The organism is Xanthomonas massiliensis (genome assembly GCF_900018785.1).
Lineage (GTDB): Bacteria > Pseudomonadota > Gammaproteobacteria > Xanthomonadales > Xanthomonadaceae > Xanthomonas_B > Xanthomonas_B massiliensis.
The window spans coordinates 116,913-130,064 of the sequence record NZ_FCOY01000006.1; the positions used below are offsets into that span (position 1 = coordinate 116,913).

Annotated in this window: 10 protein-coding genes; 6 read left to right on the top strand and 4 right to left on the bottom strand. The window is 63.4% G+C overall.

Features of this window, described 5'->3' with window-relative positions; all coding sequences use genetic code 11:
* The first annotated feature begins 75 nt into the window (after nt 1-75).
* The 6 genes from BN3794_RS03865 to BN3794_RS03890 are packed head-to-tail and all read left to right on the top strand — an operon-like array spanning nt 76 to nt 9,093.
* Nucleotides 76-1,311 (top strand): cystathionine gamma-synthase, encoded by a 1,236-nt coding sequence (locus BN3794_RS03865; protein ID WP_066093661.1) that lies wholly within the window; start codon nt 76-78, stop codon nt 1,309-1,311.
* Complete coding sequence (locus BN3794_RS03870; RefSeq protein ID WP_078059583.1) at nt 1,311-2,585, top strand: glycosyltransferase; 1,275 nt, start codon at nt 1,311-1,313, stop codon at nt 2,583-2,585. Before BN3794_RS03865 ends, BN3794_RS03870 begins: the two co-directional genes overlap by 1 nt.
* The gene (locus BN3794_RS03875) at nt 2,579-3,364 is read left to right on the top strand and encodes an ABC transporter permease (protein ID WP_066093669.1); all 786 of its coding nucleotides are present in this window, start codon (nt 2,579-2,581) and stop codon (nt 3,362-3,364) included. The genes BN3794_RS03870 and BN3794_RS03875 overlap by 7 nt, the downstream gene beginning before the upstream one ends.
* Nucleotides 3,361-4,602, top strand: a complete 1,242-nt coding sequence (locus BN3794_RS03880) for an ABC transporter ATP-binding protein (protein WP_066093673.1) — start codon at nt 3,361-3,363, stop codon at nt 4,600-4,602. Before BN3794_RS03875 ends, BN3794_RS03880 begins: the two co-directional genes overlap by 4 nt.
* Nucleotides 4,583-7,105, top strand: coding sequence for an FkbM family methyltransferase (locus tag BN3794_RS15775; protein WP_078059584.1), 2,523 nt, complete (start codon nt 4,583-4,585; stop codon nt 7,103-7,105). The genes BN3794_RS03880 and BN3794_RS15775 overlap by 20 nt, the downstream gene beginning before the upstream one ends.
* Nucleotides 7,102-9,093: a hypothetical protein gene (locus BN3794_RS03890; RefSeq protein WP_066093677.1), complete on the top strand. Its 1,992-nt coding sequence runs from the start codon at nt 7,102-7,104 to the stop codon at nt 9,091-9,093. Before BN3794_RS15775 ends, BN3794_RS03890 begins: the two co-directional genes overlap by 4 nt.
* Here BN3794_RS03890 and BN3794_RS03895 read toward each other — a convergent pair.
* The 4 genes from BN3794_RS03895 to BN3794_RS03910 are packed head-to-tail and all read right to left on the bottom strand — an operon-like array spanning nt 9,056 to nt 12,925.
* A complete protein-coding gene (locus BN3794_RS03895; protein WP_201455256.1) occupies nt 9,056-9,487 on the bottom strand; it encodes a GtrA family protein in 432 nt (143 codons plus the stop codon). The two genes, BN3794_RS03890 and BN3794_RS03895, sit on opposite strands and share 38 nt — an antisense overlap.
* Nucleotides 9,484-10,215 carry an SDR family oxidoreductase gene (locus BN3794_RS03900; protein WP_066093680.1) on the bottom strand — a complete coding sequence of 244 codons (732 nt, stop codon included), beginning with the start codon at nt 10,213-10,215 and terminating at the stop codon, nt 9,484-9,486. The genes BN3794_RS03895 and BN3794_RS03900 overlap by 4 nt, the downstream gene beginning before the upstream one ends.
* Nucleotides 10,200-11,534, bottom strand: coding sequence for an FAD-binding oxidoreductase (locus BN3794_RS03905; protein ID WP_066093683.1), 1,335 nt, complete (start codon nt 11,532-11,534; stop codon nt 10,200-10,202). The genes BN3794_RS03900 and BN3794_RS03905 overlap by 16 nt, the downstream gene beginning before the upstream one ends.
* Nucleotides 11,531-12,925, bottom strand: a complete 1,395-nt coding sequence (locus tag BN3794_RS03910) for a UbiA family prenyltransferase (protein ID WP_066096947.1) — start codon at nt 12,923-12,925, stop codon at nt 11,531-11,533. Before BN3794_RS03910 ends, BN3794_RS03905 begins: the two co-directional genes overlap by 4 nt.
* Between the last annotated feature and the right edge of the window lie 227 nt (nt 12,926-13,152).

Genomic DNA, 13,152 nt, shown 5'->3' on the forward strand with positions numbered 1-13,152 from the left:
TTGCAGGGAGGGGTAGGAGCGGGGGTTCAGTGTCAACGTTGCTAGAATCCCCGGTCGTACCAGACGGAAGCATCCATGTCGGACCCAAGCAATCGCAGCCAGGACGGCGAGCGCGCGCTCGCGCTTGCGACCCTGGCGATCCACGGCGGCCAGTCGCCTGATCCGAGCACCGGGGCGGTGATGCCCCCGATCTACGCCACCTCGACCTATGCCCAGTCCAGCCCGGGCGAGCACCAGGGATTCGAGTACTCGCGCACCCAGAACCCGACCCGCTTCGCCTACGAGCGCTGCGTGGCGACACTGGAAGGCGGCAGCCGCGGCTTCGCCTTCGCCTCGGGCATGGCCGCCACCTCCACGGTGGTCGAACTGCTCGACAGCGGCGACCACGTCATCGCCATGGACGACCTGTACGGCGGCAGCTTCCGCCTGTTCGAGCGCGTGCGCCGGCGCAGCGCGGGACTGGATTTCAGCTTTGTCGACCTCACCGATCCCGCCGCCTTCGAGGCCGCGATCCGGCCTGCGACGAAGATGGTGTGGATCGAGACGCCCACCAACCCGATGCTCAAGATCGTGGATATCGCCGCGATCGCCGCCATCGCCCACCGCCACGGCCTGCTGGTCGTGGTGGACAACACCTTCGCCTCGCCGATGCTGCAGCGCCCGCTGCAGCTGGGCGCGGACATCGTCGTGCACTCGGCCACCAAGTACCTCAACGGCCACTCGGACATGGTCGGCGGCATCGCCGTGGTCGGTGACGATGCGGAGCTGGCCGACCGGCTGGCGTTCCTGCAGAACTCGGTCGGCGCCATCCAGGGCCCGTTCGACAGCTTCCTCGCCCTGCGTGGCCTGAAGACCTTGCCGCTGCGTATGCGCGCTCATTGCGAGAACGCGATGGCGCTGGCGCAGTGGCTGGAACAGCACCCGGCAGTGGAGAAGGTGATCTACCCGGGGCTGGCCTCGCACCCGCAGCATGAACTTGCCAAGCGGCAGATGCAGGGCTTCGGTGGCATCGTCTCCATCGTCCTCAAGGGCGGCTTCGAGGCCGCCAAGCGCTTCTGCGAGCGCACCGAGCTGTTCACGCTGGCCGAGTCGCTCGGCGGCGTGGAAAGCCTGGTCAATCACCCGGCGGTGATGACGCATGCATCAGTGCCCATAGAGCGGCGCGAGAAGCTGGGCATCTCGGATGCTTTAGTGCGGTTGAGCGTGGGAGTGGAAGACACGGGTGATCTGAAGGCGGACCTTGCCGTGGCGTTGTCCCACTTGGCCACGCAGGACGACCCGATCGTGGCCGAGCCTGCGGGTCGCCGTTGATGCTTGACCTGCTACGTTATCCACGCGCCGTGGCACGGCGGCTGGACCAGGCCCGGGCGCGGCGCGAGCTGTCGTTTCGAAAATTGCCGCCCGCCGGACATTCGCCTCTTCCATGGCGCGTTCCCTGCCCCCGGAATCCTGACGGGGCGCCGGTCGTGGCCGTGCACGGCTTCTTCCGCAAACAGTTCGGTCTGGGCCAGAGTGCGCGGCTTTATGCCGCGGCCTTGGCACGTGCGGGATATCGTGTCCATGCTGTCGACGCCGGCATCCCGACCTCGCACCAGGATGCAGCAGCAGATCTGGGTGATATCGAAGGTGATCGGCCATTAGTGGACCTCGTGGTCGTGAACCCGGATCACTTGGACGAATTGCCGCTGGCAGGCGGTACATACCGGATCGGGTTGTGGTTCTGGGAACTGGATGTGATGCCTCCAGCATGGCGCTGGGCGGTGGATCGGGTGGACGAGATATGGGTCGCATCGACGTTCGTGGCCGATGTCGTCCGGCAGGCAACCCGCAAGCCGGTTGTGGTGGTGCCTCATCCGGTCGGGACCGGGGGCATTCGCCACCTTGACGATCGTTCTGCCTTCGACCTGGATCCGCGGGCTTTCACTTTCCTGTTCACGTTCGACGTGAGTTCCGGGGTTGCCCGCAAGAATCCTGCCGCAGTGATCCAGGCGTTTCAGCAGGCTTTCCCGAGGGGGCGCGATGATGTCCAGCTGCTTGTCAAGAGCAGCAACGGCGCTCCGGATCGCGGGCAGCTCGCACCACTGTTCGTGCAGCGCGATGGCGACGCCCGGGTGATTCTGCGTGACCAGGTGCTCGACGCGCCCCGTTTCGAGGCCCTACAGTGGCGCGCCGACGCCTACGTGTCCCTGCACCGGGCAGAAGGCTTTGGTCTCGGAATGGCCGAAATGATGGCACGGGGGAAGCCCGTGGTGGCCACGGCATGGTCGGGCAATCTCGATTACATGGATGGATCGAGCGCGTGCCTGGTTGGCTGTACCCGGGTGCCGGTGCAGCCGGGCCAGTACCCGCATGCCCAGGGCGCTACCTGGGCCGAACCGGATATCGACCAGGCGGCCTCGTGGATGAGGCGCCTGGTCGATGATCCCGAATTTGCACGCTGCATCGGAGAAGGGGGGCGCCAGGCGGTTCAGGCCCGGCTCGGCGATGCAGCAGTCGCCGCGGTCGTGCACGAGCGTCTGTGGCGGCTCAGCGTCCCGGCATCCGCCGGCCCCCTCCACGGCAACGACGGCTCCTGCTCATGCTGACCGCAATCTGGACCTACCGATTCTTCATTCTGTCCTCCATCAGGAACGAGCTGCGGCTGCGCTTTGTTCGCAGCAAGCTGGGCGGCCTGTGGATGATCATCCACCCGCTGGCGCAGGTGTTGATCTTTTCGTTGATCCTTTCGGAGATTCTGTCTGCCAAGCTTCCGGGTATCGACAACAAGTATGCGTATGCCCTCTACCTGATGTCCGGAACGATTGCCTGGAACCTGTTCAACGATGTGATCACCCGCTTCGTCACCTTGTTCGTGGATAACGCCGGGTTGATGAAGAAGATGGCCTTCCCGAGGATCTGCTTGCCGGTCATTTCGGCCGGCTATGTGCTGGTGAACAACCTACTCCTGATCGCTGCCGTATTCTTGGTGTTCGCATTGCTGGGACATATGCCGGGCATACAGGTCCTGTGGCTGCCGTTGCTGGTGGCAGTCAATCTTCTGTTTGCCTGTTCTATCGGATTGCTGCTGGCTACCTTGAATGTATTCATTCGCGATACGGGACAGGTGGTACCCGTGGTGATGCAGGCCCTGTTCTGGCTGACCCCTGTTGTCTACATGCTTTCCATTCTGCCGGAGCGGCTGCAACACTATTTCAAGCTCAATCCGCTGTACCCGCTGGTGACCGGTTACCAGAACGTGCTCGTATTCAATACACCGCCGCCGCTGTCCAGCCTGGCCGACCTGTGTGTCGTTTCGCTACTGATCATGTCATTCGCACTGTTTCTGTTCCGCAAGGCGGTGGTCGAAATGGTGGATGTACTGTGAGCGCGGCCATCGAAGTCAGGCATCTCGGGAAGGCTTACCGGAACTGGGGTGGGGAGTGGCGCCGGTTCTGTTCCTGGATGGGGTTGCCGATTCACCCGCGGGAAGAGCATTGGGTGCTCCGCGATGTATCGTTCTCGGTGGAGCGCGGGCAAGCTTTGGCCATCATCGGCCAGAACGGATCGGGCAAGAGCACCTTGCTCAAGGTGATCACGGGAACCACGATGCCGACTGAGGGCCAGGCTGTCCACCATGGCCGGATCGCGGCGATCCTGGAGCTCGGCATGGGTTTCAACCAGGAGATGACCGGGCGCCAGAACGCGATGCACGCCGGTGGCCTGATGGGCCATGGCGAGGAGCAGATGCAACAGGTGATGCCAGAGATCGAGGCCTTCGCCGAGATCGGCGACTATTTCGACCAGCCGGTACGCACGTATTCCAGTGGCATGCAGATGCGCGTGGCCTTCGCCGTGGCCACCGCGATTCGCCCGGACATCCTCATCGTCGACGAGGCTCTCAGCGTGGGCGACAGCTATTTCCAGCACAAGAGCTTCAGCAGGATGCGACGATTCCGCGAAGAGGGAACCACGCTGTTGTTCGTCAGTCACAGCATGGACGACGTGCGCACGCTTTGCGACCGAGCTGTCCTCCTGTCGGCCGGTTCGGTTATCAAGGACGGCGCTCCGGACGAGGTGGCCGATTACTACAACGCGCTGATGGCTGCCAAGGAAAACTCGAGTCTCACCGTGGAGCAGCGCCGCGAGAAGGACGGTTGGCTGTTCACGCGCAGTGGGACGGGCGAAGCGAGGGTGACCGGGTTGTCCCTGCGCGATGCGACTAGCGGCGAGGAGATCCGGCTTGCCCGGGTGGGTCAGGCGCTGGAGCTCGTCGCCGAAGTCCAGGTGGAAAGCGATGTTCCGGAATTGGTGTTGGGCTTCATGCTGCGAGACCGGCTGGGTCACATCGTGTGGGGTTCTAACACCTGGCACACACGACAGACGCTGAAGGGAGTGGCGGCCAGTTCACATGTCCGGTTCGTGCTGGCCTTCGATTGCACCTTGGGGCCGGGATCGTATTCGTTTTCGCCAGCACTGGTGAGTTCGGACACGCATCTCGAGCACAACTATGAGTGGACCGACAATGCGCTGGTCTTCGACGTGGTCAATGCCGACAAGGATTTCTTCATCGGCAGCAGCTTCATGCATGCGGAGTTCCGCATTGATGCTGCCGGCAATGGCTGAGGTGGCCAAGATGTTCATTTCATACGCCCAGAACTTCGAAGATGTGATCCTCTGGCGCGCTCTTGGCTCCATCCAAGACGGGCATTACATCGATGTGGGAGCGCAGCACCCCGTAGTGGATTCGGTCAGCCGGGCCTTCTACGAGCGTGGTTGGCGCGGGGTGCACGTGGAACCGACGCAGCAGTATGCGACGCTGATCGGCCAGGATCGGCCGGACGAACTGCTGGTCAACGCCGCGCTTGGCCGGGAAGATGGTCTGCTGAGCTTCTATGAATTTCCCGATACCGGCCTGTCCACCTTGGATGAGGATATTGCGGAGCGGCACAAATCAGAAGGGTTTGCCGCGGTTGAACGGCTCGTGCCGGTCATCACACTGGATGCACTTTTCGGTCAGCTGGCCTTCGACCAGGTGCACTGGATGAAGATCGACGTGGAAGGCGCCGAATGTGACGTTCTGGAGGGTTGGTACGATTCCCCGGTGCGGCCCTGGGTGGTCGTGGTCGAGAGCACGCTGCCGCTGAGCCAGGAAAAATCCCATGACCAATGGGAACCTCTGTTGCTGGCGAAGGGATACAGGTTCTGCTATTTCGACGGTCTCAACCGGTATTACGTTTCCGATGCTCATCCGGAGCTGGCGGACCATATCGACTGTCCGCCGAATGTGTTCGATGGCTTCAGTTTCAGCCGTCGCGCGAATCAGGTATTCGTGGAGGATCTGCGGCAGGCGCTGGGCGAGACAGCGGGTGAGCTGGATGCATTGACCCTGGCGATCGAAGATTTGTGCGCACGAACCGGGGGGACGGCGACCGCCGGAGATGGGAAGGAGTCGTCGTCGGTTCGCGCATTGCGGCAGATCGAGATGCTTGCGGTCTGGTGTGGCGCGATGCGCGAACAGCGGGATGGTTTGGCCCATGATGTCGATCGCCTGTCCGGCAGGCTTGAGGAGGCCGAGCGTATGCTGCAACTGGCCGAAGGGCGCGTGATGGCGGCCCGTGAGACGGGGCGTGAGGCCGGGCGCATGGTTGCCGGGCTTCAGGGGAGGCTCGCACAGGCCCATGCGGAACTGGCGCAATCCCGTTCGCAGGTCGAGCGCGTCGAGTCGTTGGAAAGAATGCTTGAGGGACAGTCCGGAACCGCACGCGAGGCCCGCGAACAGATCGAGGCGCTGCAGCAGGCGCTGGCGGCAAACGACCAGGTCCGCTTGCAGCAGGCGGAACGCATCGCCAAGCAGGAGTCCGCCTTGCAGGGCAGCCGACTCGATCTTTCCCGCGCTGGCGATCAGATTCAATCGCTTGAGGCCTATTGCAACCACCTCCAGCGCGAACGCGATGCCTTGCACGCGAGCACGTCCTGGCGCATCACGGCGCCGGTGCGCTGGATCAAGCGCTTTGCCCTCGGACTGATCGGACGCAAACCCGGGGTAGCCATGCCAAAATTGGGCTTGAGACATTCCCTGAAAGCGGACGTCGGCGTGGCGCAGGTGCATCGCGACGTCGCGGTGGAGGCATCCGACGACGAGTTCGAGGACCTGTGTTTGGGCGGGCTGAAGGTCCGGTTCGCGCGTGGACCGCTGCGGGACAATCGTGGTATCGGTCGCGTCAGCCGCGAACAGCTCGACGCCTTGCGCAGGCTCGAGGCATCGTCCACGCCGGGGAGGCAGGATGGACGGATCGTGTACTTCTACTCGTCCATCCACTGGTGCCCGGAGGTCCTTCCCCACCCCAGCGTGGTCATGGTCCATGACGTCATTCCCCTGCTCTTCCAGCAAGAATTCCCCGAGGAGATCGTGCAGGAGTGGTCGGGCCGCTATGCGCGCATCGCGCGACAGGCAGACAGGATCGTGACGATCAGCTATTCCAGCGCGAAGGATATAACCCGCCTGCTGGGCATCGATGGCCATGTCGACGTGGTCTACAACGGCGTCACGCGGTTGCCGGTAGCGCAAGTGCCTGGTGCGCCGGGAATTCCTGCGGAGCCGTATTTTGCGTATCTGGGCTCGTTCGATCAGCACAAGAACCTGCAAGTCGTGCTGAGGGCATTGGCAGATCCGCGTTGTTCCCACCTGACGCTGGTGCTAATCGGCGATAACGGTGCGTGCCTGCCCTTGGCCGAAGAACTGGGGATTGTGGACCGGCTGGTGTTTGCCGGGCGTCTTCCCGACGACCAGGCGGGACTGCTGGTCGCTGGCGCACTTGCGATGGTATTTCCCAGCCTGTACGAAGGATTCGGCTTGCCTCCGTTGGAGGCAGCACTGTTGGGAACACCCAGTATTTGCAGCCGCAGGCCGGCCATGACCGAAACATTGGAGGGGTGTGCACTGTTCGCCGACCCGCATGATGCGGAGCAGTGGGTGGAGGCGATGCTGGAAATCGCTGGAGCCACCGAACTGCGAGAACAGCTTGCTGCACGCGCGCGTGAGCGGGTCGAGGGCTTCGCATGGCGGGATGCGGCGGCAGGACTGCTGACGATCCTGGAAAGGACAGCCAAGGGAGGCGCACGGTGAACCTGGCGTGCGACAGGCGGATCGCCTGCTGGGGCTGGTTCGCGCTGGCGCTCGCTTGTGGCGCGATGGCCGGCGTCTTCCAGTCCAACTTCATATGGAACCACTTCTATTCGCGAGGCCCCTACCTGCTGGATGCGAGTTGGTTGGCCTCAATTGCCTATCATGCCGGACTGGTCCCCGCCAATCCGGACGCCATCCAGGTCTCGCATAGCTTCTTCGATATCCATGTTTCTCCCCTGATCAGCCTGCTTTCGATGTTGAGCGTGGCGACGGACATGGGGACGGTGCGCTGGTACCAGCTTACTCAGGGGGCGATGTATGCCGCCATGGTCCTGGCACCGTGCGGGTTCGGCGTTTACTGGTTGCGCCGCACGGCCACCCGGCGCCAGATGGCCAGCTCGATGGGGCTCTGCCTGGCGATGCTGCTGGCCACGACATTCAGTGGCCAAGTCCTGATGTGCTGGGCATATCCGCACTTCGAGATCATGATCCCCGTCCTGGTGAACCTGGCGTTGATCGCCTGGGCGAGTGGCCACCGGGCTAGTGCCCTAGTCTGCGTCGCGGCGGCGGCCGGCGTGCGCGAGGATGGCGGCTTGCAGGCAGCCTTGGGCTTCCTTTCGGTGGCGTCCTGGCTTTGGCTGCGCGCTTGGCGAGCCGGTGATACCGGTCCGACGCGGTCCGATGTCAGGATGGCGTTGCGGCTGGCAGCTCTTGGGCTCGTGCTGGGCGTGGCGGCGATCGTTGTGCAGAACCTGCTTTTCGATGCACAGGGACTTCTGCGGACGCAGTACATAGGCAATCCCGCTTTCTCCCATCTGACCCCGGGGACATTGCTGCGGCGGGCGTTCTACTTCTTCCAGAACTGCAGGTTCATCTGGTATCCGTTGGTGTTGTCGATGGCGTTGGCGTTGGTGGTCCGCTCAAGCATTCCACTTGTGGGGTGGGTGGCCTATGCGCCCTGGCTGCTATTCAATCTGCTGGCAGCGGCCGACTCCAAGGCCGAGCTGTCGGTATACATCGGCTTCCCGTTCATCATCGCTATGTTCGTGCCGTTTGCGCTGGTCGTTTGGCGCGACCGCCTTGGCCAGGACTCGATGGAGCGTCAGCGAGGCCTGGTCGCTGGGCTCGTACTGTGCACGCTGGCCTCCACGCTGGGAATGGTCATCGATAAGCCCATGACCGTGGCGACGATCGTCCACGATAGCCTTCGTCGTGATCCCGGTATAAGCGACATGGCTACCGAAGTCGGCTTATCTCGTTTTCTGGAGAAGGTTCCCGCGGGTGGCTTCCAGATGGACCGGACCGTAGCGGGCCTGCTGCTGGATCGGAACCCGTCAAGGGATACCCTGGTATCGGCAGAGCGTCCTCCTGATGGCTCCAAGCCAGTGCTCTTCGCCGGCAGCGGCTTGGCCCAAGCCGAGATGACTTCCGCGGTCGCGCGACTGGAGGACGGCCGGCACGTCTGGCTCGTCCCTGGCACATTCCTGCGTGCGTGGATGCCGGCTGGTGCAGCGCTTCCGGCTCCCTGGAGGCAAGCACTGCTGCTGGGCCCGGCTTTGTCCATCGCCGATCCGGGCGTCGTCCGTGAGGACGCCGACGGGAGCCTGTTCCGGATCGGACCTAATGCGCCGCGGGGATTCGCTATCTGGGGGCCCTATCTTGAACTGGAACGTGGCATCTACCAGGTGCGATGGCGCGTGGATGGACTGGAAAAGGCCGCAACCCCCAACGCCGGCGTACTGGATGTCGCGGTGGGAGAGAAGGTCATCGTCGAGCAGCCGGTAACCCGGAATGGTCCCCTGGTCCTGCGCTTCACCATCAATCCGGATCAAGAGATACAGCCGGTGGAATTCCGCTACTGGCACGAATCGGGCAGCCGGCTCGACCTCAGGCTGGAAGCACTGGACCGTCTCGATGGGATCACCGCCATCGATGACGGTGGAGTGCCGGTCAGCCCGGTCCCCGCGTCGAAACCGCCGGAGTCGTGAAGACGAAGCGCTTGTCGAGGTGGTACTTGGTCAGATAGCCGACAGCCAAGCCCAGGACGGCCCCGACATAGCGCATCGCTTCGCTTCCGAACAGGTGGTTGAATGCCAGTTCGGTACCCCAGAATATCAAGGTGGTCGCGCCGCCCATGACGGCATAGAGGGCGAACAGCGATACGTCATGCGAACGGCTACGCGTGACGAAGCGGAAGATCCAGCGCTTGTCCAGAACGTACTTTGCGACCAGGCCGGTGGCAGTGCCGGCCGCCATCGCGACATACACCGCAAAGGTGGCACCGCCCAACAGGCGCAGTGCTGTCCACTGAGTCCCGATATTCACCAAGGTCGCGAACACGGCGAATGCGGCGTAGAGCCCGGCAAGGGTCAGCCGTTTCACAACTTGAGCCTACGAAAGATGGACTCGGGGATGTGCTTGATCACTTGCATGATGCCCCACCAGAACCAAGGCAGGTAGATGACGGCCCTGCGCTTTTCCACTCCTTGGATAATGCCCCGCGCCACCGTCTCGGGCCGTGCCCACAGCGGCCCCTTACGGAAGGCGGCAGTCATCGGGGTATCGACGAAGCCCGGCTTGATGGTCAGTACATTGATGCCGGCCGGTCGCAACTGCTGGCCGAGACCGCTCAGGTAGGTGCTGACCGCGGCCTTGGCGCTTCCATAGAGGTAGTTGCTGGCACGGCCGCGGTCACCGGCCACCGATGAGATCACGGCCAGTGAGGCACCGCGTTCCAGTTTCTCCGCCAGCAGCGCGCACAAAGCAATGGTGGACGTTCCATTGGTCATGAATTCGCGCAGGGAGAGGTCTACCGAGGTATTGCAGGCGGCCTGATCGGGCAGGGTGCCATGCGCGATCAGTACGACGTCGATCCCACCAAGTGCCTGCACCGCAGCCTCGTACATGCCTGCATGGGCGGCGGTATCGTTGACGTCCATGACCCAGGCGTGGACGGCATGTGCCCCGCGTGTGGCCAGGTCATCGGCAATGACTTGCACGCGTTCTGGATTGCGGCCAACCAGCATCAGGGCAGCCGCGCGCCGGGCGTAGCCACGCGCCACCGCTTCAGCGATTGCGGACGTTGCGCCGATGATCAGGATACGTTGCATGGGTGCTCCGTGAGCCGGCGCCAGAGGCCGGATGAAAAAGCGGGATCTACGTATTGGCAGAATTCCTGAAGGCGAGGATAGCCGCCACGGAATACAGCAGGGGACATGCGTGCATCCTTGGCCGGATAGATCGCCCCGCCGGCTTCGGCGACGATGGCATCGAGCCGATCGAGCAGGCGGAATACATCCGGTCCGCCGTTGGGAAAATCCAGTGCCAGCGTGGTGCCCGGACGCGGGAACGACAACATCCCGATCGAGGCAATGGTGCCGAACTCCTTGAGCACGGCAAGGAACGACCCTTGTCCGCTGTGGGCGATCTCCCTTAGCAGGGCGGCAACGCCCTCACGCGCGGTTGCTGGCGGGAGCACGCACTGGTGCTGCATGAAACCGCGCGGGCCGTACATGCGGTTCCAGTGGCCAATGCCATCCAGCGGGTAAAAGTACGACTGGTAGTGAGAAATGGCGCGCTTGCATCGCCGGGGCTGGCGCCAGTAGTACAGCGTGTTGAAGGCGCGCAGGCTGAGCGGATTGACCAGCGAGAATGGTGGAGTGAACGGCATCACCCGGTGCGAGTCGCGTACCCGGGGACATTCTTCGGCGATGGAGGCAGCATGGTCGCTGCGCAGGAAATGGCCACGGCCGAGTCGCTTGCCGCTGGCTAGGCAGTCGATCCAGGCCACGGTGTATTCGCAGGTACGCGCCGACTCGGCGGACAACGTGAAGAAATCGTCGAGATTGCCGAAGCGGATGGATTCGCTTTCCAGCCAGGGGCCGGGCACGCGTCGCAATTGGATTTCGGCCCAGGTGATCAGCCCGGTCAGGCCAAGCCCGCCGATAGTGGCTGCAAACAATCGGTCATCGTCGGCCTGCGGCGAAAGCTCCAGACGCGTGCCATCGCTGCGCAACAGTTCCATCCGGCGGACGTGATGGCCGAAGTTGCCCATCGAGTGATGGTTCTTGCCGTGCACGTCGTTGGCGATGGCACCGCCGACGGTGGCAAAACGCGTGCCCGGCGTGACCGGCAGGAACCAGCCTTGGGGCAGCACCAAGTCGATGACTTCTGACAGGGTCACTCCGCATTCGCAGCGCAACAGGCCGCTGCCGGGATCGAAGGCGATGAAGCGGTCCATTGGCCGTGCGTGCAGCAGGGTGCCGCCAGGGTTGAGGCAACTGTCGCCGTAGCTGCGGCCGTTACCGCGCACGAGCATGCTGCCGGAATCGGGGCGCGACAGCGCAGCATTGCGATCGTGCAGCCAGAGGTGGCGCTGGTCGCCCCCTCGGGGGAAGCGGCCCCAGGATTCGTCTTCTGCCCGGCTCACAGCGCGACCAGGGCGACGAACACGAACAGCAGGCCGATGATCTGGCTGCCGTGATCCGTGGCGGCGAACACCACCGGGTCGTCGTGCATGCGCCCACGGTGGGCGATGATCCAGGCACGGCTGACCCAGTACAGCAGTAGCGGGCACAGCAGCCATAATACCTGCGGCCGCGAGTAGAGCCTGAGGCTTTCCGGGCTGTTGATGTACAGGGCCAGCACCATCACCGAAATGTAGCCGGAGGCGGCACCGAGCGACTGCAGCAGTGGTAGGTCGGCGGTGCCGTAGCCACGGCCGGCAGCCTTCTCCTTGCCGCTGTTGCGCGCCGAATCGAGTTCGGTATAGCGCTTGAGGAGAGCCAGGCTGAGGAAGATGAACATCGAGAATGCCAATAGCCAGAACGACAGCGGCTGGTTGATGGCCACGGCACCGGCGACGATGCGGACGGTATAAAGCGCGGCCAGCATCACCACGTCGACCATGACGATGCGCTTGAGCTTGAAGGAATAGCCCAGTGTCATCGCGCAATACGCCAGCAGGGCCAATGCGAATCCCGGGCCGATGGCAAGTGCGATCACGAAGCCGGCCATCACTAGCAGTGGCAACGCCAGCAAGCCATGCCTGATCGGCAGGGTGCCAGCGGCGAACGGGCGTCTGCGCTTGCGCGGGTGCAGGCGATCCGGGGTGAGATCGAGCAGGTCGTTGAGCAGGTAGGTACCCGATGCGCACAGGCCGAACGCCACGAAGGAACCGGTGGCGAGCAAAATCGCGGTGGGGTCGAGAAAGCGGTGTGCGGCCAGCAGCGGGACAAGCACCAGAAGGTTCTTCAGCCACTGGTGCAGGCGCAGCGCCTTAGCCCAGACACGCAGGCCGGGACGGGATCGAGGCAGGTGCGCCCTCACTTGGCTGCCCGTCCTGGCGGCATCGCGGGCAAGACTTTCAGCAGCATCGACCACGATGGCCCCGTTGGCATGTGCCCATACCTTCAGGTCCACGGGGGCATTGCCGGCATAATCGAATCCACGTTCGCCGTAGCGTTGCACGAGCGCCGCGGCCTTCGCGCTGCCACCCAGGTTCGTATGCCCGTCGCTGGCGATGACTTCATCGAACAGTCCCAGGTACCGGGCGATGGGCTCGGCGAGCAGCAGGTCAGAGGCGGTACACAGGACGCGTGGCCGCTGCGCCGTGGTGCGCAGTAAATCGACGATGCGCTCGTCGTAGGGCAGGCTCGCGGGTGCAATCGCCACCCTGCGCGCGATTTCACGCTTGAACCCTGCCTTGCCCTTCAGCAGCCAGAACGGGAGAAGAAACGCGTACAGCAGGTTGCATGAGAGAAGTGCGAGAACGGACTCGTGAAGCAGATCCGTTCGCAGCAATGTCCCATCCAGGTCGATGCAGAGTGCGTGGCCGGGGGTGAAGTCGGGCGAAGGCATGGTGGTGGAGACTATTTCCGTAGTGGTGCGCTCAGGTCCCGGTAACCAAGCGGCTTCGTGGAGCAGATGTAAGCGTCCTTTTGCGCACTGGCGACCGGATGCTCGAGTGTCGGCAGGACCCGATTGGGCCGTCCCCGTACGCGACCTGATAGCGTCATTGGGACATGATCCTTCCCTTAGACTGGACC

Bases quoted from the DNA above. Each gene is read 5' to 3' on its own strand.
- BN3794_RS03865 (WP_066093661.1), top strand. From the start codon at position 76: ATGTCGGACCCAAGCAATCGCAGCCAGGACGGCGAGCGCGCGCTCGCG.
- BN3794_RS03870 (WP_078059583.1), top strand. From the start codon at position 1,311: ATGCTTGACCTGCTACGTTATCCACGCGCCGTGGCACGGCGGCTGGAC.
- BN3794_RS03875 (WP_066093669.1), top strand. From the start codon at position 2,579: ATGCTGACCGCAATCTGGACCTACCGATTCTTCATTCTGTCCTCCATC.
- BN3794_RS15775 (WP_078059584.1), top strand. From the start codon at position 4,583: ATGCTGCCGGCAATGGCTGAGGTGGCCAAGATGTTCATTTCATACGCC.
- BN3794_RS03900 (WP_066093680.1), bottom strand. From the start codon at position 10,215: ATGCAACGTATCCTGATCATCGGCGCAACGTCCGCAATCGCTGAAGCG.